This is a genomic window from Paraburkholderia xenovorans LB400 (assembly GCF_000013645.1).
Classification (GTDB): Bacteria; Pseudomonadota; Gammaproteobacteria; order Burkholderiales; family Burkholderiaceae; genus Paraburkholderia; species Paraburkholderia xenovorans.
In genome coordinates, this window is the sequence record NC_007952.1 from 2,638,875 (window position 1) to 2,663,325 (window position 24,451).

The window sequence follows — 24,451 nt, forward strand, 5'->3', positions numbered from 1 at the left end:
CGCGTTCACAGCACCACCGGCACTTCGGTAGCCGGTGGCGTGTTGCGGCTCCTCCGGCAACGGATCAGTCCGTCGATCATCACCATGCCCACGCCCGGAATGTCGCCGAGCTGAACGCTTTCTAGCAGCGTATCGGCCGCCGTATGCTGCGCGCGATCCATGAACACGAGGTCGGCGGGGCGGCCCACTTCGATCAGCCCTTGCCGCAGATTGCGTTGCCGCGCGGTGTTGCCGGTCGCGAAGCAGAAGGCGATTTCCGCGGGCACGTCGGCGAGGCTCGAGATCAGCGCGATCATCCGCAAAATGCCGAGCGGCTGCACGCCGGAGCCGGCGGGACTGTCCGTGCCGAGAATGATCCGGTGCGGACACTTCAATTCGATCGCATGACGCGCCGTCAGCAATGCGATCCGTTCGTTGCCGTTGTGGACGATTTCCAGCGCGCGGCTCGATTGCTCGCACAGGTCGCACACATGCCGGTAAGACAGCGACGTATGGCCGCCGTTGATGTGGCCGATCACGTCCGCGTCGGCGGCGAGCACCACGTCGCGATCGATCAGCCCTGAGCCGGGAATCGACGGACCACCCGTGTGAATCGTGCTCTGAATGCCGTACTTGCGCGCCCACGCGACCATCTGCGCGGCTTCCTCGCCGCCCTTCACGCTGCCGAGGCCGACTTCGCCGAGCAGTTTGACGCCCGCTTCCGAGAGCTCCTTGAAGTCCTCTTCGACCATGCCCTTCTCGATCACCGGCGCGCCCGCCATGACCTTGACGCCGCCGCCGACACCCGCGCCACGCATGCCTTCGAACGAGCGTTGCGCGGTAATCGCAAGCGCCTTCACGCCGAGCACATCCTTCGGACGGCCAGGCAAATGCACTTCGCCGGCGGAAATCATCGTGGTGACGCCGCCGTTCAGATTCGATTCGATCCAGCCCATCTGATTCTGGCGCGGCGTCCAGTCGCCGAATACCGGATGCACATGCGAGTCGATCAGGCCGGGCGCGACCGTGGTCCCTTTGCAATCCACCGTCGTGCGCGCGCCTTCGAGATCGCAGTCCTTTTCCTTGCCGACCGCGACGATCACGCCGTCGTCGATCACCAGCGTGTCGGCGTCGAGAATCGGCCGGTCGATGTCGCCGGATAACAGCAGCCCGATGTTCGTTACCGCGACCTTGCCCGACAAGCCTGTCAACGTCTCTGCTGCCATCTGCTTCTCCTTTCGCAACGACTGCCCGGCGCTCACGAAGTGCCACAGCGTGCACTTCGCATGCGCCAATGGAAGAAATCACACGCTCAGATAAGCGCGCCTCACTGTTTCGTTCTGTGCGAGTTCGCCGATCGTGCCGCTGAAGCGGATCTGCCCTTTTTCGAGCACATACGCGCGGTCGCTGACCAGCTCGGCGAAGTGCAGGTTCTGTTCGGACAACAGAATCGACAGGCCTTCGCGCTTGAGTTCGAGAATCATGTTCGCCATCTGTTCGACGATCACCGGCGCCACGCCTTCGGACGGTTCGTCGAGCAGCACCAGATACGGATTGCCCATCAGCGTGCGCGACACGGTGAGCATCTGCTGCTCGCCGCCGCTCATCTGGCCGCCCGGACGCTGCGGCATTTCGCCGAGATTGGGAAAGAGCCGGAACAGTTTTTCCGGCGTCCATTGCGGTGCGCCTTCGCGCGGCGGCTGACGGCCGGTGTCGAGGTTCTCCATCACGGTCAGATCGGCGAACACGCGACGATCCTCGGGCACGAAGCCCATGCCCATGCGCGCGATCCTGTACGGCGGCAACGCCGCGATGTTCTGCCCGCGAAAATTCACTTCGCCCTGGCGGCGCGGCAGCAGACCCATCACTGCTTTCATCGTGGTGGATTTGCCGGCGCCGTTGCGGCCCATCAGCGCGACGACTTCACCGCGGCCGACTTCGAGGCCGACGTCGAACAGAATATGCGCGCGGCCATAGAACGCGTTGAGACCGGAGACTTTCAGCATTGGCTCGCTCATTGCAGCGCTCCCTGGCCTTGATGACCGCCCGCTGCCTCGTGCAGCGGCGCGTGCGGCTGGAAGGTCTTGCCGGTGCCGAAATAGACTTCCTGGACGCGCGGGTCGTTGCGGATCGTGTCGGCGTCGCCCTCGGCGATCAGCTTGCCGCGCGCGAGCACGATCATGCGATCGGCGTAGGCGAATACCACGTCCATGCTGTGCTCGGTAAAAAGCACGCCGATCTTGTGTTCGGTGACGAGACGCTTCGTTAGCGCCATCAATTCATTACGCTCCTTCGGCGCCATGCCGGCGGTGGGTTCATCCATCAATAGCAGCCGGGGGCGGTTGGCAAGCGCAATCGCGAGTTCCACGCGCTTGACGTCGCCATAAGCGAGCACGCCGCACGCGCGGTTCGCGTCCGCGGCCATGCCGACCTGTTCGAGCAACGTGAAGGCTTCGTCGGCGTAGCGCGAGCGGGCGGCCTTCCATAGCCCGAAAGTCTTGCGTTCGCGCGAGACCAGGGCCATCTGCACGTTCTCGATCACGGTCATGGAATTGAAGGTCGCGGCGATCTGAAACGTGCGGCCCACGCCCAGCCGCCAGATCTCACGCGGACGCATGCCGACCAGTTCGTGACCGTCGAGGCGAATCGATCCGGATGAAGGCGGCAATTGCCCGTTGACCATGTTGAAACAGGTGGACTTGCCCGCGCCGTTCGGCCCGAGCAGAGCCAGCAATTGACCGGCTTCGAGATCGAACGAGACGTTGTCGACCGCCTTGAGGCCGCCGAACGATCTGGAGAGACCGCTGACGCGCAGCAAGCTCATAGCCCCTCCTCGATCGCCGCGCGTTGAGACGGCGAAACGGTGCTCTTTTCCGGCGGGTCGAAAGTATCGTCGCCGAAACGCTCGCGAATGAAGCCGACGATCCCCTGCGGAAACGCGATCACCAGCAGCAGGATCGCGAAGCCCAGCAGCGCTTGCCAGTAGTCGGTCTGCCGTGCAACGGTGTCCTGCAGCCACGTGAACACGGCCGCGCCCACAATCGGCCCGGTGAGCGTCTGCAAGCCGCCGAGCAGCACCATCACGAGGCCGTCCACCGAACGGCTCACGCTGATCACCTCCGGCGAAATCGTGCCCTTGGAGAACGCATAGAGCGAGCCGGCGAGTCCGCAGAACAACGACGCGATCACGAACGCGGCCCATTGCACGCGCTTCACGTCGATACCGATCGCCTCGGCGCGCAGCATGGAATCACGCGACGCACGCATGGCGTAGCCCAATGGCGAGAACAGCATCTTGCGCAACAGCCACACGCCGACCACGACGCAGGCGAGCGTCAGATAATAAAAAGCCACCGGCGAAGACAGCCAGTTCGACGGCCACAAACCGAGAATGCCGTTGCTGCCGCCCGTCACGTCGTCCCACTGGAACACCACCGACCAGACGATCTGTGCGAACGCGAGCGTGAGCATCGCGAGATAGACGCCGGAGAGGCGCACGCAGAACCAGCCGAACACCAGCGCGCCGGCCACGGCCAACAGCGGGCCGAGCAGCAACGCGGCTTCCATCGGCAGATCGAGCACTTTGAGGAACAGCGCGGCGCCGTATGCGCCCAGTCCGAAGTACGCGGCGTGGCCGAACGAATGCATGCCGCCCGGTCCCATGATGAAATGCAGGCTGGTGGCGAACAGCACGGCGATCAGGATCTCCACCAGCAACACGGGCATGTATGGAAATGCGTTGGCCGCGAGCGGCGCAAGCACGAGCACCAGCAAAGCGATGGCCGCCAGCCACTTGAGCCGTTTGCCCGCCGGACGCAAAGGCGTCTCCGGGGCCGCCATGCCGCGCACCGCGGCGCTCGCGCGGCCGAGCAATCCCCACGGACGCACCACCAGCACCACCGCCATCACCACGAATTCGGCCACCAGCGTGAAGCGGCTCAACGAAAGACCGACGCCGAAGATCGTCACATGGCCGATGCCGATGCACAGCGCCTTGATCTCCGCGATGATCAGCGCGGCAATGAACGCCCCCGGAATCGACCCCATGCCTCCGACCACCACCACGACGAACGCGTTGCCGATCGTCTCCAGATCCAGCGACAGATTCGCCGACATGCGCGGCCCTTGCAGCGCGCCGCCCAACCCGGCGAGAAACGCGCCGACGAAAAACACCCCGGTAAACAGCCAGGCCTGATTGATGCCGAGCGCGCCGAGCATCTCGCGGTCCTGCGTGGCGGCGCGCACCAGCGTGCCCCAGCGTGTGCGTGTCAACGCGTACCAGAGCAGCAGCAACACGACGGGACCGATCACGATCAAGGCGATGTCGTAGGTAGGCAGCGGATGGCCGAGGAAATCGACCGCGCCCGCCAGATGCGGCGCACGCGGTCCGAACAGGTCTTCCGGACCCCACAGCCACAGCGCGGCGTCGCGAAAGATCAGCACCAGCGCGAACGTGGCGAGCAGATGAAACAGTTCGGGCGCCTGGTAGATGCGCCGCAGCACCAGCATCTCGACCAGCGCGCCCAGCACCGCGACCACCAGCGCCGCGGCGAGCACGGAGAACCAGAAGCCGCCCGCCGTGTGTCCGAAGCGGCTCGCGATGCTATACGCGACATAGATGCCGAACATATAGAACGAGCCGTGCGCAAAGTTGACGATGCGTGTCACGCCGAAGATCAGCGACAAACCGGCGGCGACGAGAAACAGCGTCGACGCGTCGGCGAGTCCATTGACCAGCTGTACCAGCAAATTCGAAAACATCGCGACCCTCGGCAGCTTGCTGAACGGCGAGCGCGCAGCAGTGGCGCATTCGACCCGACCAGCAGACGTTGCAGCGCGTGCGGCACCATGCGCGCACGCGTCAACGGCAGGACAGTAACAGCCCAATAACCGGATGCAAACTCAGCGCAGACCGTCTTCGCCTTTGATCTCGCTTACCTGCAGGCCGCCGATGCGCGGCAACGGCCGGCCCGACGCCGTCACCGCGACGGCCACCACGATCTCGTTCGCGCGCGGCGCGTCGGATACGCGCGCCTCGATCGCGTCGAAATGACTGCGCACGAAGGCCGCGTCCTTGTGGCCGAGCGGCACGTCGATCGCGGTGCCGAGCGTGCCCATCTTCTTCGCCGACGGCACCAGCGCCGCGCCCTTCTCCACCGCCACTCGCAGCGGCGCACCGAGCTTCGGATGCAGGATCGCGGCGGCATGCTCCAGTTCGCCCGCCTCGCCGACAATCGCGGCCTTGCCATAGCTTTGCGCCTCGCCCGGCGCGATGCCGAGCGCTTCGACGCACTTGCTGCCGAGCAATGCGCCCAACTCTTCGCCGGCCTCGATCAGCGCGTCGAGTTTTGCTTCGTAGCGGCCCGCATAGGGATTCTCGATCACCGCAATCGCGACCGCGCGGCGTGCCGGCGGATTGACCGCCTGCCCCATTTCAATGCGTGTTTCATCCACTTGCACGACCAGCTTGCGAAGCTTGATTGCCATTTCGCTCTCCGAGTTTCGATGCCTGTTCCGCGTTATTTCAATGCGCCAACCGGGCGCCGCTCAGCGCAAACCGTCCTTGCCCACGATCGCCTCTTTCGCGAGGCCGCCCACGCGCGCATGCACGCGCTGCCCTGTGCTCATCGCGAGGATATACACCAGCTCGTCCGCGGCGGGCGCGCCGGGCACGCGCACTTCGATCGCGTCGAAATGGCTGCGCACATAGCTCGCGTTGACGTGCGTGAGCGGCACGTCGAGCGCGGTGGACGGTGCGCCGACCTTCTTGGTGGACGGCACGATGGCGTTGGTAGGCACACCGTTTTTCTCCAGCAGCTCGCGCATCGCATAGCCGCCCGGCACATGCCACAGCGCGCCATGCTCCAGTTCGCCGCGCGAGCCCACAATCGCGCCCTTGCCGTAACCTTCGATCGACGCATGCGGCACCGCCATCGCCGCCAGCAGCCGCTGCGCCATGTCGAAGCCGATAGGTTTGAGCGCTTCCATTGCGTGCTCGATTTTCGCTTCGTAGCGCCCGGCGAACGGGTTGGTCATCACCGCGGCAATCGCGCCGCGTCTGAGCGGCTGCGCGGGCGCGGGACCGAACTCGTGAAAGATGTCTTCGACGTGCGTCAGCACGCGGCGTATTTCGAACACGGCGCCTCCGTTGTTATCTGCGCGCGCTGCGTGAGCAACCCGCCTGTGTGATGAATGCCGGCAACGCGCACCCGCCCTTGCAGGAATAGCGCGGCGCCTTCGATCAAACCCTGGTCGAGCAAACGCTGTGCGGTTTCGACGCCCCGCGCCAGCGCGAAATCGATCAGCGGCTGCGGTAGAGATGGCACGTCCACGGTGACGAGCCTGTCGCCGAGGTCGGTATCGTCTTTCAACGACGCAGCCGGACGCCGCAAAATGCCCGGGTGGTCCAGGTCGACGGCGTTCGCGATCATCGTCGCAGCGGCGTCCGCGGTGGCGGCGTTGCGCGCGAGCACGGTGACGCTGTCGGCAATCCCGAGGCTGAAACTGCGGCCGCGCCAGCCGCTCGTTGCAATGCCGCGAACGGCGAGGCCGGCGTCGAGCGTCAGGCTGGCGTCGAGCGCCTGATCGCGCGAGAGCCGCGCGGGCGAGAACGATGCCAGATCGGCGAACACGCCAACACGGTATTGCCGCCCCTCGGTCAAATAAAGTGCAATGTCGCCGCCGTTGTTGATGAAGGCGCGCGATATGCCTTCGCGCGCGAACGCCGTGATCAGTTCATCGGCGACGCTGCCCGCCACCGCGGCCATCGGCGTGATGTAGCGCGCGCGGTGAGGGTGACAGGCCGACCACATGCGGCGGGCAACCGGCCCTTGCAACTGCGTGTCGTCTTTCAACGCGGCTTCGGCCGGCACCGGTTGCCGGAGCTGTTTCAACTCGCCGGCCAGTTCCGGCAACACGTCGACAAAGCGCGCCCAGCACGCCTCATATGCGGCCTGCAGCGCCGAAGGCGTGCCGTCCGCGCTGAGGATCAGGTCGATCGGCCCATGCTGCCAATGCCAGCGGCTCGCGTCGAGTCGGGTGCGGGTGGGGTTCATCGTGTCCGTTGCGTTCTTCACGTTGGCGCTGTCGGGCGCTGTCAGCCGAGCATCGGCGGCATGGCGGGCGGCCACGGGTTGTCGGGATTGCGCGCCAGGGTGCGGCGCGCAAGCGGCGCGCCCTCTGTGTGTTCCGGTCCGTTCGCCAACACGCTCGCCAGCGAACGCACCGCGTCGAGATGGCCGCCGAGATCGCGATACGCGTCGTACGTCATGGTGAATTCGATCGGCGCGACAATCGCGGGCGTCGGCACCGTGCCGAACGAACGGTCCGGCATGCGCGAGACATCGACCATCACCGTAATGCCGCCGCCCGGCCATACGTAAGCCGGCGCACCGCCGCAAGTCACGTTGACCAGTTTCTGCTTGATCGCGCGCGTGAGCAGCACCGGGTTCTCCGTGGCGCCCGCTCGCAAGCTGCCGCCCGCGCCGCCGAGAAACAGCACGGTGGCAAGCGAGGGCTCACAGTTCTCGCCGATCCGTTCGACCGTGCGGCGCACGGCCTCCGGCATCGCCGCAATGCGCGGCACGAGATCGTGATCGAGTTCGTACCACTGCGCATGCTCGCCGGTAGTCGATACCATCAGCAGGCGCATACCCGGCCTCGCGACGGCAGGGTCGAAGCCTTCGACAATCGCGAGCGGATCCTGGATATCGGTCCCGCCCCAGCCGGTGCCGGGATTCGCCACCTGAAAATAGCGGCCCGGCGTCGACTTGCGTCCGCGAATCTTCAGACCTGAGCGCGCCATGCCGAGGCAGCGCCCGGCCTGATGTTCGGTGAGCACGCCGGTAATGTGATCGTCCACGACTACCACTTCGTCGGCGTGGCCGAACCATTGCTTCGCAAAGATGCCGATGGTGGCCGACCCGCAGCCCACACGCATGCGTTGCTCCTCCACGCCGTCGACGATCGGCGCCGCGCCCGCGCGAATCACCAGACTCGCGCCGCCGTCTATGCTCAGCTCCACCGCCTCCTTGTTGCCGAGCGCGAGCATCATGTCGCACGTCACGCGGCCTTCTTTCTTGCTGCCGCCGGTCAGATGATGCACGCCGCCGAGACTCAGCATCTGCGAGCCGTACTCGGCCGTCGTCACATGGCCGACGATCTCGCCGTGGCAGCGCACGTTCGACTGCTCCGGTCCGAGGAAGCGGTCGGTATCGATCTTCACCTTGAAACTGCAATAGCTGAAAATGCCTTCGGTGACCACCGTAATCATGTCGACATCGTCGAGCTTCGAGGCGACGATAAAAGGCGCGGGCTTGTAGTCGGGATACGTGGAGGAGGCGCCGACGCCGGTCACGAACAATGCCTGTTCGGCCGCGGCGTCCTGCATTTCAGAAGATGCGCCAAATTCAATCGTGGCGTTCTCGCTGCCGGCGTCAGCATCGGACGTTAAACGGTCACGCGAGAGAAACACCACCGGATCGACACGAATCAGCCGTCCATCCGAATTGGCATAGCGATCGCACGCGCCGGTGCGCCCTTCGGAGATCTGACACAGCACCGGGCACGCATTGCATTCAATCTTGTTCGACGCCATTCGCTCGCTGCGCGGCGCCGCCTTCTCGAGCACGGTCGGACCCGGCGTCGAGGCGGTTTCGCGCTCGACGCTTTCCGCACCGAAATCGACCTTCGTATGTTCTGTCATGGTGGGGTTTCCATACGACGACATTACAATCGGTCCCGCTCCGGCTGACGAATAGCCCTTGTTTAAAGGCACTTTCGCGTGACCCGCCGATTTCCATGTTGCGGCCACTCACCGTTCGTGTAGTATCCGCTACACCAAACTCGTTAGAAATCTACTCGATCAATTTAGTCTGTGCAACGTATTTACCGGCGTGCGCACGATTGGTGCACCGCCACATCGCCGCGCGAATCACGCTTCAATCTACGCCGAAGTGAATGATCGCGCAGCGAGCGCCGCAGCAGCTCATGCGGGTTGTATGATGAAGGCGCGCCCGTGCCTGGCAGGCGGCGGCGCATGCCATTCAACCTGACGCCAACAAGAGAGCCGAGACCGCCATGAGTCCCACCGCCGCCCGCAAGCCGGGCGCTACCGGCATCCGTGCGAAACAGGCGCAGGACACGCGCGCCAAGATTCTGAAAGCGGCCATCAAGGTCTTTGCGAAGCAAGGCTATGCGAGCGGCCGAGTGGAAAGTATTTCAAAGGCGGCGCGCTCGCACGACCGCATGATTTACTACTATTTCGGCAGCAAGGAACAGTTGTTCGTCGAAGTTCTGGAAACGATCTACACGCAGTTCAACGAGGCGGAAAGCAAACTCGATCTCGATCTGGCCGACCCCGTGCATGGGCTCGAACAGATGGTCGAATTCGTCTGGCAGTACTACCTCGATCATCCCGAGTTCGTCACGCTGCTTTCCAGCGAGAATCTGCACCAGGGCAAACACGCGAAGAAATCCGTGAAGCTGAAGGAGATTTCGGGCTATGCGATTTCGGTGGTGCAAAAGTTATTGGATGCGGGCCAGGCGCAGCAGGTTTTTCGTGAGGATGTCAAAGCGCGCGATGTGTATTTGATGATCGCTTCGCTTGGGTATTTTTATAACGCCAATCAATATACGTTGGGCGCGTTTCTTGGCGAGCCGCTGATGGAAAAGACGGCGCTTGAGCATTGGCGCGAGGTTATCAAGGACACGGTGCTGCGCGCGGTGAAAGTGAATTTGTCGGTGGCCCGGGGGGACCCGGGCGAGGCCGAACGGGAACGCGAGCGCGGCGCCGCGTAGAACCCGAGCGCGCCGTATTGCCGGCGCGCGCCCCTCGTCACGCCGGGACACGTGCGGCGTAACTCATGTGGCGTAACTCATGTGGCGTAACTCATGTGGCATAACTCATGTAGCATAACTCATGTGGCATAACTCATGCGAATGTCCGCCAATTGCGCCGCGCGCGCTGACTCCGGTATTGGTGCGGCCTCCACGGTCCCCATTTGGCCTCGTAAATTGCACGATTCGTTTCCAGCAGTGCACGCTTGCGCTCCTCACCCAACTTGTTGAACGACGCCGACAAATGATGATGGACGAAGACGTCTTCCGCGCAAGCCACCACGAGACCGGCAGCTTGCACACGCCGGCAATAGTCGTCGTCTTCAAAGAATCCACGGCCGTAGTCCTCGCACAACGATCCGCACAATTCATAGGTTGAGCGCGGCAACATCGCGCAGAAGAAGGCGACCGTATCCAGTTCGAACAGCGCCCCCAAATTTGGGCCGGTAAGTAGCGCTGCTTCGGAATGCATTGACTCAAGGTTCGTGTAGTGCGTTTGCACCTTGGCCTCGTTGCCGATGTTGTTCGTCAAGGGACCGAGAATCCCCAGGCGCGGATGATTCCTGAAGTGGTTAACCATGCGCCGCGCCCAATCTCGAGTGACCACGGTGTCGTTATTCAAAATGACCAGGTAGTCGCCCGTGGCCGCAGCGAGGCCAGCGTTATTGCCGCCGGCAAACCCGAGGTTCTCTGCGTTCAGGATGACTTTCGCGGCAGGACGCGATGCTGCCCACGACGAGAGGTATTCGCCGGACCCATCGGTCGAAGCATTGTCGACAACGACTATTTCCAGATCGACGCCATTGCTGTGCTGTTCGAGACTCTCCAGGCAGTCCTTGGTCAACGCCAGGTTGTTGTAGGTCAGTACGATCACGCTGACCTTGGCGCGCGGGAGCGCCTCTATGGCACTGCGAAAACTCGCGACGCGATGTCCCCAGGTTTGCCCCGCGGCAAACGCCTTGCGCCGGCTGGTCTCTTCCTCACTGTCGGGCAATGCCTCAATCGCAGATCTGATCTGTTCAAGGAAAGCCTCAGGCGTGCCAGCAACCCTCACAAGGTCGCCGAATTGCGTCATCTCCGGCAAATCCACCGACACAACGGAACGGCCCGCACCCAGATATTCATAGACCTTGACGGGATTAGTTGCCAGCGTGAGCGGCATCACCCTGAATGGCAACATACAGATGTCGAATCCGTACAGGTAATAAGGCAATCGCGCATACGGAACCTCGCCGGTCATTTCGACGTTCGCGAATGAGCGCAGCTTTGTTCCGACACCGGCTGTATCCGCCCCCACCAGAAGCACCAACGCGTCGGGAAAAGCCTCCGCAACGCGCGCCACGAGTTCCACGTCGAACCATTCGGCGATCGCGCCGTAGTAGCCGATCACGCGGCGGCCCTGAGGGTCGGCAAAACATTCGCCGGGCGGATGGCAGAAATCCTCGTACTGCCCGGCATTGCGGATCACCTCGACACGAGGGTTGTATCGGCGAGCATGGCCTTCGAGCCATGATGACGTGGCCACGAGCAGGTCCGCGCGCTTCATCATCGCTTCTTCCATCTCAAGCAGTTCGCGCGGTACATTACCGAATCCCTCGTGGTGATCCATGCAATCGTAAGTCACGCAATCCGCCTGCAAACGCGTGGCAACGGGCATCCAGTAACCGTGCTGAACCAGAGCATAGGAGCGGCCGCCACCGTTCCATTCCCGAAACAGCCGGAGTCCTTCCAGAATCTGTTCAATCGCCTGCTGCCCGGGCACGGAGAAATATATCGCCGGGGCTCCACTCACCTTTAGCTTGATCTGATATAGCGGCAGAGAAGGGTCGAGGTGCTCGACCGAAAACCCGGGTTCCTTCGCATCCACGAAATGATTCGAAAAGAAGTAGACGCGATGTCCTGCACGCGCAAACTCACGCGCCAGGTGCTGCGGACGCTGAATCCTGAAGTGCCAGTCGATAATGCTGAATACGAAAACATCTGCGAGCGCTCGCTCTGCGGCAGGCCTATGAAACTGCGGCGGCAGATCGGCGGCAATGGAAACGGGTGTTATCTCCGCGACGCCGGAAGAGACCGTCGGCGGAACGCCCGAAAAAGCCGGCAGCCGGACCGGCGATTTAAAGTGTTTGAAAAAATAGCCGGCGCACCGGCCGACAACATGACGCACACCGCCATGCACATAGGCGTAGTTCACGTCGCGCAGCCGATTTTTCATCCAGTTCGGCGAGCCACGAAGCACGCGCAATGGCGCGGTCAAGCGCCAGCTCCTGGTCGCGAGCAGCGTCTGGATTTCGGTTGTCAACGCGCGCTCGCGGTACTGAAGAAAGTGCAACCGTTCCTCGACTTGCTGCGCTGTTGCAACAACTCTTGCCTTTTCTTCTTCCAGTTGTCGTCCGTTCTCCCGCTCGTGATCAACCGCATCTTGCAGCGCGACGACGAGTTTCGCCTGATCGCGGGCGGCGTCTAGTTGCGTTTGCTGCGCACTCATCCGGAGTTGCAGCTCCGCCAGTTGCTCTTGCCGAGCCGTGGCCTGATGTTCTGCCGCCTCCGCACGCTGGTCCGCCGCCGCGCCGCGGATTCGCTCGCCATTCAGTTGAATGTCGAGTTCGTCAGCGCGCGCCTTTTCACGCATCAGTTCATCGCACGCGATTTCAAGCTCGCGCGCATGTCGTGCCTCCTTTGTGGAAAGCACCGCGTGGAGTCGTTCGTTGACGTGCTGTGTATACGCTTCGCTCCCGGGCGAGTTTTGCGGCGTATCGACGGTCGTTGCACTGCCTGGTTGCCGCATCTGGTACAACGTCAGGTCCGCAAGCGAAAAGCGGCGCTGGGCAAGCCACCCGGTACGGGCGAATACCAGCAATATCTGTTCACCGGGCCAAAAGCTGGGTTCCCAGCGCCGGGTATCGACCACCGAGTGATACACCAGAGACCATGCCGGATTGGGTGCGACAGGAATATTCCGGCTGTCGAACGAGACCTCATGCTCCGCATGCCGGGCGACCTCGCGGTAAGGCAGTAGCAATACGACAAAGCGGGCCGCGTACTCCGCGACCTGTTCAAAGACTTCCCACGGATTGGCGAAATGTTCAAGTGTGTTCGATGAGAACAGGACGTCGAACCTCGGGCGCATCGGCTTATCCAGCAGGTTTTCCTGCAGGAACCTGATTCGCCCGTAGCGTTGCTGTGCGGCTTCAATGGCAGATCTGGAGAAGTCGACGCCGGTTATGTCCCATGACAAAAACTGCGCCAACGTTTCCGTGCCGTCGCCCTGCGCACAACCCCAATCGCACACCGTCAGTTTGTTCCATTTGATCTCGTTCGCGAGCCACTGCGGCATTGCGCCGATCGCCACTTCGGCAAAAAAACGGCTTTGCTCCCTGCCGCCGTTGCTTTCCCAATCTTGACGGAAACGCTGGTCCCAATAGGTGTTGCTATTGATGATGTTCTGTCTCATACGCTTACCCGTGCATTCGCATATAGGCTATGTCCCGGCTCGATCGTTTGCTCGACGTCGACGACAAAAGATCCGAACAGGGTGTCTTCGACGAGAGACGTGAAATAATGCGCGCCCTCGATGTACTCATAGTATTGGGGCGCGACGCCGGCCCGGTCTTCCAGCGCAACGGCAAGCAGATAACTGCCTCTGTTCAGTTGATTCCTGAGCCGGAACCGGATGCACGCCTCGCCACCGGCCTGTTCAAAGTCGAGCCGCCGCTGGTCCCATGTCGTCGAGACGATCAGGTCCGTGCCGCGCAAGTCCTTCAGCGAAAATGCAACGCTCATCGTTTTCCGATCGGCGTTCAACGGCGGCCGGAAGATCACCCTGACCTCGATAGGCTCGCCGGCGACAAAGGTCGACGCCCGCTCTCCACGGGCGTTGTAAATTCCCGCCTGAACGATTGAGCCGACATGGCTGCCCCAATGGTTGATCGGACGATGCATGGCCATCAGTTCCTCGCCGCAAGCGCCAGCGCGAGACTGATTCGCTTCTTCCGGGTGCGCCGATGGCGAGATATCCTGAGAAGCAGCGCTTTGCAGCGCGCCGGATGAGTCCTGCGGACTGCCCGAGCCGTTCCCGGCAACCGCGTAGTCTTCGCCCTCGAACAGGAACTGGCTGTATTGCGCAGTAACTGAAAATGCGTCGGCGAGCATTTTGACCTTTCCACAATCGAGCCACAGCGCCCGGTCGCATAGTGTGCGAACCGCACTGACGTCGTGCGACACGAACAACAGCGTGACGCCATCGGCCTGCATCTTCTTGATCCGGTTAAGACACTTCGCCTGAAAGCGTGCGTCCCCAACGGCGAGCGCTTCGTCAACGATCAGGATCTGCGGATCGACGTGAATCGCAATAGCGAACGCCAGACGCACATACATACCACTCGAGTAAGTCTTGACCGGTTGGTCTATGAAATCGCCCACTTCCGCAAAGGCTTCAATCTCCACAAAGCGCTCGTTGATCTCCGTATGCGACAGCCCCAGTACCGCGCCGTTGAGGTAGACATTCTCCCGGCCGGTAAAGTCGGCGTTGAAGCCCGCGCCCAGTTCCAGAAGTGCGGCAACGCGCCCGTTGACCGCAACCCGGCCAGACGTAGCGCGCAAAGTCCCGCAGAGAATCTGCAGCAACGTGGACTTGCCTGATCCATTGCGACCGATGATTGCGCAGGCTTCACCGCGACCGATAGTCAGATCGACATGGTCGAGTGCCCAGAATTCGGCGAAACCTTTTGTTCGACGCGGTGCGACGATGTGCTTCAAGCGTTCCAGCCTGGTGTGGTAGACAGCAAAGCGCTTGGACAGGTTTTCGACGCGTATCGCAACGTCGCCGGCGGCCAGTTGTGCTGGTAGCCTGATATGGTCAGAGCACATCCGCGAACCCGTCCCGTGCTTTCTGGAACCAACGCAGCGAGAGCCACGCGAACACCATGCTGACGACAGTCGAGACGGCCAGCCATGCAAAGTCCGGCATAGCGCCCCGAATCATGACCCGACGCGCCTGCTCAACAATCGAGGTTAGAGGATTGGCGAGTAGCAGCGCCTGGAACGGTTTGGGCAGCGACTCGGTTGCATAAAAAATTGGCGACAGGAACATGACTATAGACGTCAACACGCCGATGACTTGTCCGATGTCGCGCAAATAGACGCCGAGCGAGCTGATGATCCAGCTCAATCCAAGTACTATGAAAATAAGTGGAATGAAGACCAACGGCAGAAACACCATTGTCCATTGCACCGTGCCATACACGAACATCGAGAACACTACCCAGACCAGAAGACTGATACACGCATGAAAGAGAGCCGTTCCAACCATCACCCACGGCAGAAGTTCAAGCGGAAATACGACTTTCTTCACGAAATTGACGTTGCTGACGATTAACGCGGGCGCGCGGTTGACACACTCAGAGAAAAAATTGAAAACAATCAGCCCGGCGAACAATACGACCGAAAACTGGAGACTATTACTCGTGCCGGCCCAGCGAGTGCGTAGGAACACGCCGAACACGATCGTATAGACGGACAGCATCAATAGGGGATTGAGAAATGCCCAGAATACGCCAAACACGGAGCCGCGATAACGACCGAGAATATCGCGACGCACCAGCTGAAAAAGCAGATGACGATGATCGAACAAATCGGCAACGATAAAGCCGGGCGCGGACCGATGACTGAATTCCGCGCCATCTTTTATAAAACTACTTTCTGCCATTGAATTGGACAAGTTGGGTGGAGTGACTACGTCGAACGGCGGACAGGTCCAGGGACGTGCGTGACGTTTCTCCACAGAACTCAGATCGGGCCGCCTCTTCAGCGGGCCTGCGCACGCGCGTGAGAATCGGCTCGAAACGCTTGCTCCAGCACACATCTGCCCGAAACCTGGCCACATTCTCGAAATCGCAATGACTTCGATTAACGGCGTCCCAAAGATGCTCCCAGGACGATTCGTGGCAAATCAGGCTTACACCGTCAGCGGCGGCTCTTGAGCGCATTTCTCCAAATTCGGTGGACCATACCGGCACGCCCATCGACCGATATTCATAGAATTTGATCGGATCTACTCCTGCGGTCAGATCGTTGATCCGGAACGGAATCAGTCCCACAGCGAATTCGCTTACGAGCGCGGCCATCTGCTCGTGCGGTTGTTCGCCAATGCATTCGATGTTTGCCGGAAGATCCGGAGGACGGGCGACGAACTCAGGTCCGATCAGCCGTATCGGCACAGTGGGCAATGCTGATGCGATTGAACGCACAAGCGGCCAATCGAACCATTCCCCGATCGTACCGACGTAGCCGATATACTTTCTCGACACAGGCGAGGACGGCGGTGGCAGGTTTTCCGTGCAATAACCATTCAACACGACAACGGCGTCCCGTCTTATCCGGCTCAGATCCTGCGCCAGTTGCGCCGACGAGCAATACACGTCGGTAACCTTCCGACAGATCGCGCTCATTCTGGCGTTCATCGCAAATCGCGAAACTCCCCGGTAAAACGCGGGGAAATTGCCCAGGATATCCGCGAAAGACCGCTGATGCGGGATGTGAGCCAGCGCCCACTCGGCAAGCCTGCTCGGGCGCCCAATAGCCAGCACGCAGTGCTCCGTGTCGTGCGCGAACTCCGTCATGCGCGCGAGCACAGGCTTCCACGCGACCACACGGTTAATGAAACCTGCCAATGGCAGCGGCTCGATGGGAAGCGCCGAAGGACGTAACACGCGGATGCGCATGTCATTGTTATGAGTCAGCGAAGCCGGATGAGAGCCTATCCGCCTGAGATCGGCAAAATTGGGCAAGCGGGTCGGGTACGGATCGATCCACAAAATCTTGCCGAAGCCATGATCTGCAAACGCCGAGACCATGAAGTGCGGACGCTGCGCGTAGCTATCAAACGGAACCGAAGAAAAATAGATCAGGCCGTTCCTGTCTGCACTAGTGATTTCCTGCGCGCTCATAGCTGCAGCGCCGTTCGAGCAAGCGGCGGTACTGAATTCATGGACGAGCGATAGCCCAACAGAGAGTCTTCCAGAATCGCCACGATGCGTTTTGCAGAAAGCCCGTCGCCATACGGTGAAGCGCCCTTTGCCATTCGTGCGTATTCGCTTCGATCCAGCAGCAGCCGCTCGACGCTCTCGACAATGCGCGCGGTCTCCGTTCCAACGAGCGCGGCGACGCCAGACGACACCGCCTCCGGCCGCTCGGTTTCGTCTCGCAACACGAGGACTGGTTTGCCGAGCGCCGGCGCCTCCTCCTGCACGCCGCCTGAGTCGCTGATAATGATGTGCGCTGCCTCCATTGCAGCGATGAAACTCAGGTAGTCCAAAGGCTTGCAAAGCACAACCCGCGGGTGGTTTCCCAACAAGCTATGAACCACGACGGAAACATTCGGATTCGGATGAACCGGAAACATGATGTCTAGTGAATCGTGGCGCGCCAGCAATTCGAGCACGGCTGAACAGATGCGCTTGAGTGGTTCGCCAAAATTCTCACGGCGGTGCGTGGTTACCAGGAGGAGACGACGACCATCGGCGACATGGCATGGCATCTTGCTGGCGTGCCGGCGGGCTTCCAGTAATGCGTCAATGACCGTATTCCCGGTCATGAATACGGTGTCGGATGAGACGCCCTCATCCAGCAGGTTCTGGGCTGATGCCTGGGTTGGAGCAAAGTGCCATTTCGCAAGGCGCCCGGTAACGACACGGTTCATTTCCTCTGGAAATGGATTCCGCAAATCTCGCGTACGCAACCCCGCCTCGACGTGCCCGACCGGAATATGGTTGTAGAACGAAACAAGCGACGCGGCGAGTACGGTAGTCGTGTCGCCCTGCACGAGGGTCGCCGACGGCTTGACATCACGCAATACGTCGTCGAGCGACGTAATGAGACGCGACGTTATTCCGGACAGCGTTTGATCTGGGCGCATCAGATCAAGATCGTAGTCCGACCCGATGTCGAACACGTCCATCACCTGATCGAGCATCTCGCGATGTTGTGCCGTTGCGATCACGACCGGCTGAAGTGTGGACGAAGCCTTCAGCGCGCGGATCACGGGCGCCATCTTGATCGCCTCCGGGCGTGTTCCGAAAACCACCGCAATTTTTTTCATTTTCGAGTCCGGTTATAGATTCGGATACCTTATTAAGTATTCGAATCTTCGAAATGGCACGACCGATCGCGTATGTTCATACGCCAGAAACTGGATGCGATCTTAAGGCCAATGCGACCGGAGGAATGGGGCGAAAATGCTGATCAGCAGGGGGATAATTTCCGATCTGATCGCGAGGAAAATTCATTTGGCGAGCGGAATTTTCAGCAACGATCACAGCGCTCGTGAGAACCGCGCTGATGAACCGCGCTGATGTCACGCAGCGCGGCAGCACCCGTGCACACCCAAGTCAAACGCCAGCGGATACGAGCTATCCGCATCGCGGCCCATTGCAGGCCGGATCAAAACCAGACACCATTGATGTTTCAAGGCACGGCAGCGCGCACCCGCGCGCTGCCCGACACCCTACCGCAACCTCTATCGCAACGATTACTTCTGCACCGCCGCGTCGTCTTCGCGAAACAGCTTATCGGCCAGATGAAACGCCGAATTGGCCGCCGGCACACCGCAATAGATCGCGCTTTGCAGCAGCACTTCCTTGATCTGCTCACGCGTCACACCGTTGTTCTTCGCGGCGCGCAGATGCAGTGCGAGTTCTTCGCCGCGGTTGAGCGCGACCATCATCGCGATGGTCAGCAGGCTGCGCGTGTGACGCGGCAAGCCCTCGCGCGTCCAGATTTCGCCCCATGCATAGCGGGTGATGAAATTCTGAAACTCTTCCGTCAGCTCAGTGCGGTTCGCGAGCGACCGGTCGACGTGCGCACTACCCAGCACCGCGCGGCGCACTCCGAGTCCGGCTTCGTAACGGTCTTCGTCGTTCATTTCTGCTCCGTCAGGAAGTCGACCACGGTCTTCGTGAAAGCGTCGGCTCTCTCGATGTTGGAAATGTGCGAGGCATCCAGTTCCACGTAGCGCGCGCCCGCGATCGCCTGCGCCAGTTCGCGGCCTTGCGCCGGCGTCGCGGCCAGATCGTGCGTGCCGCTGATCACCAGCGCCGGCACCTTGATGCCGGGCGCCTCGGGACGCAGGTCGGCGGCGTCGATGGCTTCGCAGTTGGAGGCGTAGCCTTCCTTGTCGGTATGCACGAACACGTCGCGAATCATGGCCAGCACCACCGGTTCGCGTTCCATGTAGTCCGCCGTGAACCAGCGCGGCAGGACGGCATCGGCCAGCGCGTGCATGCCTTCGGTGCGCGCCTTCACGGCGCGCGGCACCCACACTTCCGGCGAGCCGATGCGCGCGGCCGTATTGCACAGCGCGACGCGCTCGATCCGATCCGCGTGGCGCGCGGCCAACGCAACGCCGGTCAGGCCGCCCATCGACAGTCCGCAGAAATTCGCGCGGGCGATCTTCAGCGTATCCATCAGGCCGAGCACGTCGCCGGTCAGTTGCTCGATCGTGTACGGGCCTTTCGGCGCTTCCGAGTGGCCGTGGCCGCGCGTGTCGTAGCGCAGCACGCGAAAGTGTTTCGACAGCGCCGCGACTTGCGGCGCCCACATGGACAGATCGGTGCCGAGCGAATTCGACAGGACGATCCACGGCGCGTTGCCGTGGCGCTCGCCGTCGATTCGATAGTGAAGCTCGGTGCCGTTGACTGCGGCGTATGGCATGCCCGTTACTCCCTGGAATGGTCGCGCTGCGAGCGCGTGGTGTGAAGGGCCAGCGCGGCATCCACATAAGCGTGCGCCTGGCCGACGTATTGAGCCGGATCGAGCAGTTGCTTCAGACGCTCGAGCGGAAGATGTTCGGTCACAGCCGGGTCTTCGGCAAGCACGTCGAAGAGCGTCCGGCCGTCGCGGATCGCGGCTTTCGACGCGCGCTCCACCCGATGATGCGCGTCGAGCCGGCCGATGCTGTCGCCGAGCGCGAGCATCACCGCTTCACCGAGAATCAGGCCGTGCGTAATGTCGAGATTGGCGGCGAGGCGCGCCACGTTCACGTTCAGCCCCGCGGCGATCTGTTCGATGTTGGCGAGCGCGCCGCCCGCGAGACGCGCGAGATCCGGCAGCGCATCCCACTCGGCTTGCCAGCCGCCGAGCGCGCGTTCGTGCTCCTGCACCATGCCGGCAAACACCGTGGCGACCAGCCCGGGCGCGCGGGTGGCGGCCGTCAGCACCGCCGCGCAGCCGACCGGGTTGCGCTTGTGCGGCATGGTCGACGAACCGCCCTTGCCGGCTGCGGCCGGTTCGGCCAGTTCGTCGATTTCGGTTTGCATCTGCAGCGAGATGTCGCGCGCGATCTTGCCGAGCGTGCCGATCAGCATGCCGAACAGCGCCGCCGTTTCGGCAATGCGATCGCGCTGTGTGTGCCACGGCAGCGTCGGCACGGCAAGGCCGAGTTCCTCTGCGAGCGATTGCGTGACTTGCGGCGCGGCCTCGCGCAGGCTCGCCAGCGTGCCCGCTGCGCCGCCGAATTGCAGCACCAGCACGCGACTGCGCAACGCATCGAGCCGCTCGCGATGACGCAGCAACGCGTCGAGCCATTGCGCGAATTTGAGGCCGAGCGTGATGGGCAGCGCCTGCTGCAGCCAGGTGCGGCCGATCATCGGCGTGGCGCGATGCGCGGCCGCGAGTTTCGCCACGGCGTGACAGGTGGCTTGCAGGCCGCGGTCGAGCAGATCGAAGGTGTCGCGCAATTGCAGCACGGTCGCCGTGTCGATGATGTCCTGGCTGGTGGCGCCCCAGTGCACGTATTTCGACGCTTCGGCGTCGGCCGCCTTGACGCGCGCGGTGAGTTGCTTGACGAGCGGAATCGCGAGATTACCGCCGAGCGCGGCGTCGCGTGCGAGCGCGTCCGCGTCGAGCTGATCGGCCTGGCAGGCGGCCTCGATCGCGGCCACCGCCGTAGGCGGAATCACGTGATGCGTGGCTGAAGCACGCGCGAGCGCCGCTTCCACGTCGAGCATGCGTTGCAGCGTGGCACGCGGCGCCCAGATGTCGTTCATGGGCTGCGTGCCGCAAAGAAGGCCGGTCAGACGGGCGCTGGAGTCGAGCATGATGACGTGGATAACCTGAGGTATCGAAAGTGAAAGCGCCCGCCGCGCGTCAGGCCGCGCGCGCCGCTTGCGTGCCGTCGATCAGCGGCACGCCGGTCAGCTTGTGCAATGCATCGAAATCGATGTCCGAAAAAATCTCGCGCACCACGAGGCCCTGATCCGTGACATCGATCATCGCAAGGTCCGTGTAGATGCGGTCGACGCAACCCACGCCCGTTACCGGGTAGGTGCATTCGGCGGCGATCTTGCTCTCGCCCTGCTTGGTCAGATGCTCCATCATGACATAGACCTGCTTCGCGCCGATGGCCAGATCCATCGCACCGCCCACGGCCGGAATCGCGTCCGGCGCGCCGGTGTGCCAGTTCGCCAGATCGCCGCCGGCCGATACCTGGAAAGCGCCGAGCACGCAAAAATCCAGATGGCCGCCGCGCATCATCGCGAACGAATCGGCGTGGTGGAAATAGGCGCCGCCCGTGAGCAGCGTGACGTGCTGCTTGCCGGCGTTGATCAGTTCGTCGTCTTCCTCGCCTTTGGCGGGCGCCGGGCCCATGCCGAGCAAACCGTTTTCGCTGTGCAGGAAAATTTCCTTGTCGGCGGCGAGGTGATTGGCCACCAGCGTCGGCACGCCGATGCCGAGGTTCACATAGGCGCCTTCGGGAATGTCCTGCGCAACGCGCCGGGCCATTTCATCGCGAGTCAGTTTTTTCATGTCGGTCTCCGGTTCAGGCTGCCGTGGCGGTGGCGGCGGTTTGGTGCGCCGCTTGCGGCACTTCGATCACGCGCTGCACGAATATGCCGGGCGTGATGATCACTTCGGGATCGAGCGCGCCGAGCGGCACGACTTGCGACACCTGCACGATCGCGGTCTTTGCCGCGCTGGCCATGATCGGTCCGAAATTGCGAGCCGTCTTGCGATAGGTGAGATTACCCCAGCGATCGCCCTTATACGCCTTGATCAACGCGAAGTCCGCATGCAGCGGCGACTCCAGCACATAGTGCCGGCCGTCGATCAGACGGGTTTCCTTGCCTTGCGCGAGCCTCGTGCCATAGCCGGTCGGCGTGAAGAAGCCGCCGATACCCGCGCCTGCCGCACGAATGCGCTCCGCGAGATTGCCCTGCGGCACCAGTTCGAGTTCGATCTCTCCGGCGCGATACAACGCGTCGAATACGTATGAATCGGTTTGGCGCGGAAACGAGCAGATGATCTTGCGCACGCGCTTCGCCTTGAGCAGCGCCGCGAGGCCGATGTCACCGTTACCGGCATTGTTGTTGACGATGGTCAGATCGCGCGCGCCCTGTTCGATGAGCGCGTCGATCAACTCCGACGGCATGCCGGCCGTGCCGAACCCGCCGATCATGACGGTCGCGCCGTCGTGCACATCGGCAACGGCCGATTGAAGTGACTCGAAAATCTTGTTGATCATGTCGAATTTCCTTTTGGGGCGCTGCGTGCCGCCGGGCTGGCCGCGTTGAGGACAGCGCTGGGCGGAACGGTCTCCGGGCCGATGCCGGCGATGGCCTGCCGAATGGTGATGCGGGCTGGCGCCGCCGGTTGGCTCGCGCTGAATTTGTTCGTTATATGAACATGGATTCGTTTAGCGAACGTTCTGGCGATTATGGTTGTCCTCCGGGCCGCTTGTCAAGGCAGGGGATTCCCCTTAAGCATAGGTTTTGCCGCGCGCCGTGCAGGTTCGCCGCAAGGTCGCGGGATGGCGGAGAACTCGTCGCACTATGCTTGAGGTCGATTATTCGGCTAACCTCTATCCACGTACCGCATACTCCGCGTTCGCCTCACAGGTCATGCACGCATGTCTGAAACAAACCTGGATCTGAACCTGATCCCTTACCTGGTCGCGATGGAAGACACGCGCAATGTCAGCCGCGCGGCCGAGCAACTCGGCGTGAGCCAGCCGCGCGTGAGCACCGCGCTGGGAAAATTGCGCGAGTATTTCGAGGATCCGCTTTTCGTGCGCACGTCGAAGGGCATGGAGCCCACGCCGCGTGCGCTCGCCATCCTGCCCGCCGCGCGCGACGCGCTGCTGCGCATCGAGAAAGGCATGCTCGACGTGCAGGAATTCAACCCGGCCGCCAGCACGCGCACGTTCTCGATTGCGCTTTCCGATGTCGGCGAAATCGTGTTTCTGCCGCGGCTTCTGCAACTTTTCGCCGAACGCGCGCCGTTCGCGAATCTGCGCTCGGTGACGCTTTCGCCCTCGCAGGTGGAACGCGGGCTCGAATCGGGCGACGTCGACCTCGCCGTCGGCTACTTCCCCGATCTGTCGGGCAATAACTTCTTCCAGCAGCGGCTCTTCACCCATCGATTCATCTGCCTGATGCGCACGGGCCATCCGCTGTCGAAGGCGCCGCTCACGCTGGCGCAATATGTGGCGTCGGGGCATGCCGTGGTGCGCGCCGAAGGACGCAGCCAGGAAGTCCTCGAACACTACCTGGAGAAGAAACGCATCAAGCGGCGCGCGGTGCTCGAAACGCCTCACTTCATGAGCCTGCCGTTCATCCTCGCGCGCACCGATCTGCTTGCGACGGTGCCGCACGCGATCGGCTTCGCGTATGTATCGGAGCACGCGTCGATCACGCTGGTCGAGCCGCCGCTGCCGTTGCCGCACTTCGATCTGCGGCAGCACTGGCATCGCAAGTTTCATAACGATCCGCGCACGAGCTGGCTGCGCGGCGTGGTCGCCGAACTGTTCAACGACGCGATGGACGAGTGGCCGAAATGAGCGTTGCCCGACCAGCGCGGCCCGACAGCCAAAGGGGACATCGACCCGACTTGGCATAAAACATGGAACAATGGCCGCACTCATTGAACCCGCGCGCTCCAGACAGGATCGACGCGCGATCCCGGAGGAGCGACGGATGACCAGCAGCAAGGCAAAAAAAACCAGACTCATAACCACGGCGGAGCGTCCGAGCCGCGAGGAAGCCGAAGCAGCTGTTCGCGTGCTGCTGCGCTGGGCCGGCGACGATCCGGCGCGTGAAGGCCTGATCGACACGCCGGCGCGCGTGGTGCGCTCGTACGAGGAGTTTTATGCCGGCTACCAGGTCGACCCGCGCGAGATCCTTGCCCGCACCTTCTCCGAAGTGGACGGCTACGACGAGATGATCGTGCTGAAAGACATCCGCTTCGAAAGCTATTGCGAACATCACATGGTGCCGATCATCGGGCGCGCGCACGTGGCGTATCTGCCGGAGCATCGCGTGGTGGGCATCTCCAAGCTGGCGCGTCTCGTGGATGCATTCGCCAAGCGCCTGCAGATCCAGGAAAAGATGACGGTGCAGATCGCCGACACCTTGAACGAAGTGCTGCAACCGGCGGGCGTCGGCGTGATTCTCGAAGCCGCGCATCAATGCATGTCGACACGCGGCGTGCACAAGGCAGGCGTGACGATGGTCACCTCGCGCATGCTCGGCACGTTCCGCACGGATCCGTCCACGCGTCGCGAGTTTCTGTCGATCGTCGGTAATCCGGGCGTAGTGGCGGTCTCCAATACGTAGGCACGGCCCGGCCTCTAGACATCGGCACC

21 protein-coding genes are annotated in these 24,451 nt (G+C 62.2%); 3 read left to right on the plus strand and 18 right to left on the minus strand.

The window, feature by feature from the left end:
• Positions 1-5: 5 nt before the first annotated feature.
• The 8 genes from BXE_RS33600 to BXE_RS33635 all read right to left on the minus strand — a co-directional run bounded on the left by BXE_RS33600 (position 6) and on the right by BXE_RS33635 (position 8,683).
• A complete protein-coding gene (locus tag BXE_RS33600) occupies positions 6-1,205 on the minus strand; it encodes an amidohydrolase family protein (RefSeq protein WP_007178050.1) in 1,200 nt (399 codons plus the stop codon).
• Between the two features lie 78 nt (positions 1,206-1,283).
• Positions 1,284-1,997, minus strand: a complete 714-nt coding sequence (locus tag BXE_RS33605) for an ABC transporter ATP-binding protein (protein ID WP_011492585.1) — start codon at positions 1,995-1,997, stop codon at positions 1,284-1,286.
• Entirely contained in the window at positions 1,994-2,803 is an 810-nt protein-coding gene (locus BXE_RS33610) for an ABC transporter ATP-binding protein (protein ID WP_011492586.1), read from the minus strand. The genes BXE_RS33605 and BXE_RS33610 overlap by 4 nt, the downstream gene beginning before the upstream one ends.
• Positions 2,800-4,740, minus strand: a complete 1,941-nt coding sequence (locus tag BXE_RS33615) for an ABC transporter permease (protein WP_011492587.1) — start codon at positions 4,738-4,740, stop codon at positions 2,800-2,802. Before BXE_RS33615 ends, BXE_RS33610 begins: the two co-directional genes overlap by 4 nt.
• Positions 4,741-4,881: 141 nt before the next feature.
• Entirely contained in the window at positions 4,882-5,466 is a 585-nt protein-coding gene (locus BXE_RS33620) for an amino acid synthesis family protein (protein WP_011492588.1), read from the minus strand.
• 60 nt (positions 5,467-5,526) lie between these two features.
• Positions 5,527-6,117 (minus strand): amino acid synthesis family protein, encoded by a 591-nt coding sequence (locus tag BXE_RS33625; protein ID WP_011492589.1) that lies wholly within the window; start codon positions 6,115-6,117, stop codon positions 5,527-5,529.
• Positions 6,093-7,034 carry a UPF0280 family protein gene (locus BXE_RS33630; protein ID WP_011492590.1) on the minus strand — a complete coding sequence of 314 codons (942 nt, stop codon included), beginning with the start codon at positions 7,032-7,034 and terminating at the stop codon, positions 6,093-6,095. Before BXE_RS33630 ends, BXE_RS33625 begins: the two co-directional genes overlap by 25 nt.
• A gap of 41 nt (positions 7,035-7,075) precedes the next feature.
• Positions 7,076-8,683, minus strand: coding sequence for a hypothetical protein (locus tag BXE_RS33635; RefSeq protein WP_040124455.1), 1,608 nt, complete (start codon positions 8,681-8,683; stop codon positions 7,076-7,078).
• A 374-nt stretch (positions 8,684-9,057) separates the two neighbouring features.
• Between BXE_RS33635 and BXE_RS33640 the strand changes: the two genes are divergently transcribed.
• Entirely contained in the window at positions 9,058-9,777 is a 720-nt protein-coding gene (locus BXE_RS33640; protein WP_011492592.1) for a TetR/AcrR family transcriptional regulator, read from the plus strand.
• Between the two features lie 133 nt (positions 9,778-9,910).
• Here the strand turns inward: BXE_RS33640 and BXE_RS33645 are convergent, their stop codons facing one another.
• The 10 genes from BXE_RS33645 to BXE_RS33690 all read right to left on the minus strand — a co-directional run bounded on the left by BXE_RS33645 (position 9,911) and on the right by BXE_RS33690 (position 22,333).
• Positions 9,911-13,270, minus strand: a complete 3,360-nt coding sequence (locus tag BXE_RS33645) for a glycosyltransferase (RefSeq protein ID WP_011492593.1) — start codon at positions 13,268-13,270, stop codon at positions 9,911-9,913.
• On the minus strand, positions 13,267-14,685 hold the full coding sequence (locus tag BXE_RS33650; protein WP_011492594.1) for an ABC transporter ATP-binding protein: 1,419 nt from the start codon (positions 14,683-14,685) through the stop codon (positions 13,267-13,269). Before BXE_RS33650 ends, BXE_RS33645 begins: the two co-directional genes overlap by 4 nt.
• Entirely contained in the window at positions 14,675-15,523 is an 849-nt protein-coding gene (locus tag BXE_RS33655; protein WP_040124452.1) for an ABC transporter permease, read from the minus strand. The genes BXE_RS33650 and BXE_RS33655 overlap by 11 nt, the downstream gene beginning before the upstream one ends.
• Complete coding sequence (locus tag BXE_RS33660) at positions 15,510-16,763, minus strand: putative glycosyltransferase (RefSeq protein ID WP_011492596.1); 1,254 nt, start codon at positions 16,761-16,763, stop codon at positions 15,510-15,512. Before BXE_RS33660 ends, BXE_RS33655 begins: the two co-directional genes overlap by 14 nt.
• Positions 16,760-17,914: a non-hydrolyzing UDP-N-acetylglucosamine 2-epimerase gene (gene wecB / locus BXE_RS33665; protein ID WP_011492597.1), complete on the minus strand. Its 1,155-nt coding sequence runs from the start codon at positions 17,912-17,914 to the stop codon at positions 16,760-16,762. Before wecB ends, BXE_RS33660 begins: the two co-directional genes overlap by 4 nt.
• 429 nt (positions 17,915-18,343) lie before the next feature.
• The gene (gene pcaC, locus BXE_RS33670; protein WP_011492598.1) at positions 18,344-18,736 is read right to left on the minus strand and encodes a 4-carboxymuconolactone decarboxylase; all 393 of its coding nucleotides are present in this window, start codon (positions 18,734-18,736) and stop codon (positions 18,344-18,346) included.
• Positions 18,733-19,524 (minus strand): 3-oxoadipate enol-lactonase, encoded by a 792-nt coding sequence (pcaD, locus tag BXE_RS33675; RefSeq protein WP_011492599.1) that lies wholly within the window; start codon positions 19,522-19,524, stop codon positions 18,733-18,735. The genes pcaC and pcaD overlap by 4 nt, the downstream gene beginning before the upstream one ends.
• A 5-nt stretch (positions 19,525-19,529) precedes the next feature.
• Positions 19,530-20,909: a 3-carboxy-cis,cis-muconate cycloisomerase gene (locus BXE_RS33680; RefSeq protein ID WP_011492600.1), complete on the minus strand. Its 1,380-nt coding sequence runs from the start codon at positions 20,907-20,909 to the stop codon at positions 19,530-19,532.
• A 49-nt stretch (positions 20,910-20,958) separates the two neighbouring features.
• Positions 20,959-21,618, minus strand: coding sequence for a 3-oxoacid CoA-transferase subunit B (locus tag BXE_RS33685; RefSeq protein ID WP_011492601.1), 660 nt, complete (start codon positions 21,616-21,618; stop codon positions 20,959-20,961).
• Between the two features lie 13 nt (positions 21,619-21,631).
• Complete coding sequence (locus tag BXE_RS33690) at positions 21,632-22,333, minus strand: 3-oxoacid CoA-transferase subunit A (protein ID WP_011492602.1); 702 nt, start codon at positions 22,331-22,333, stop codon at positions 21,632-21,634.
• A gap of 384 nt (positions 22,334-22,717) precedes the next feature.
• Between BXE_RS33690 and BXE_RS33695 the strand changes: the two genes are divergently transcribed.
• A complete protein-coding gene (locus BXE_RS33695) occupies positions 22,718-23,647 on the plus strand; it encodes a LysR family transcriptional regulator (protein WP_011492603.1) in 930 nt (309 codons plus the stop codon).
• 136 nt (positions 23,648-23,783) lie between these two features.
• Positions 23,784-24,422: a GTP cyclohydrolase I FolE gene (folE, locus tag BXE_RS33700; RefSeq protein WP_011492604.1), complete on the plus strand. Its 639-nt coding sequence runs from the start codon at positions 23,784-23,786 to the stop codon at positions 24,420-24,422.
• Positions 24,423-24,451: the final 29 nt, after the last annotated feature.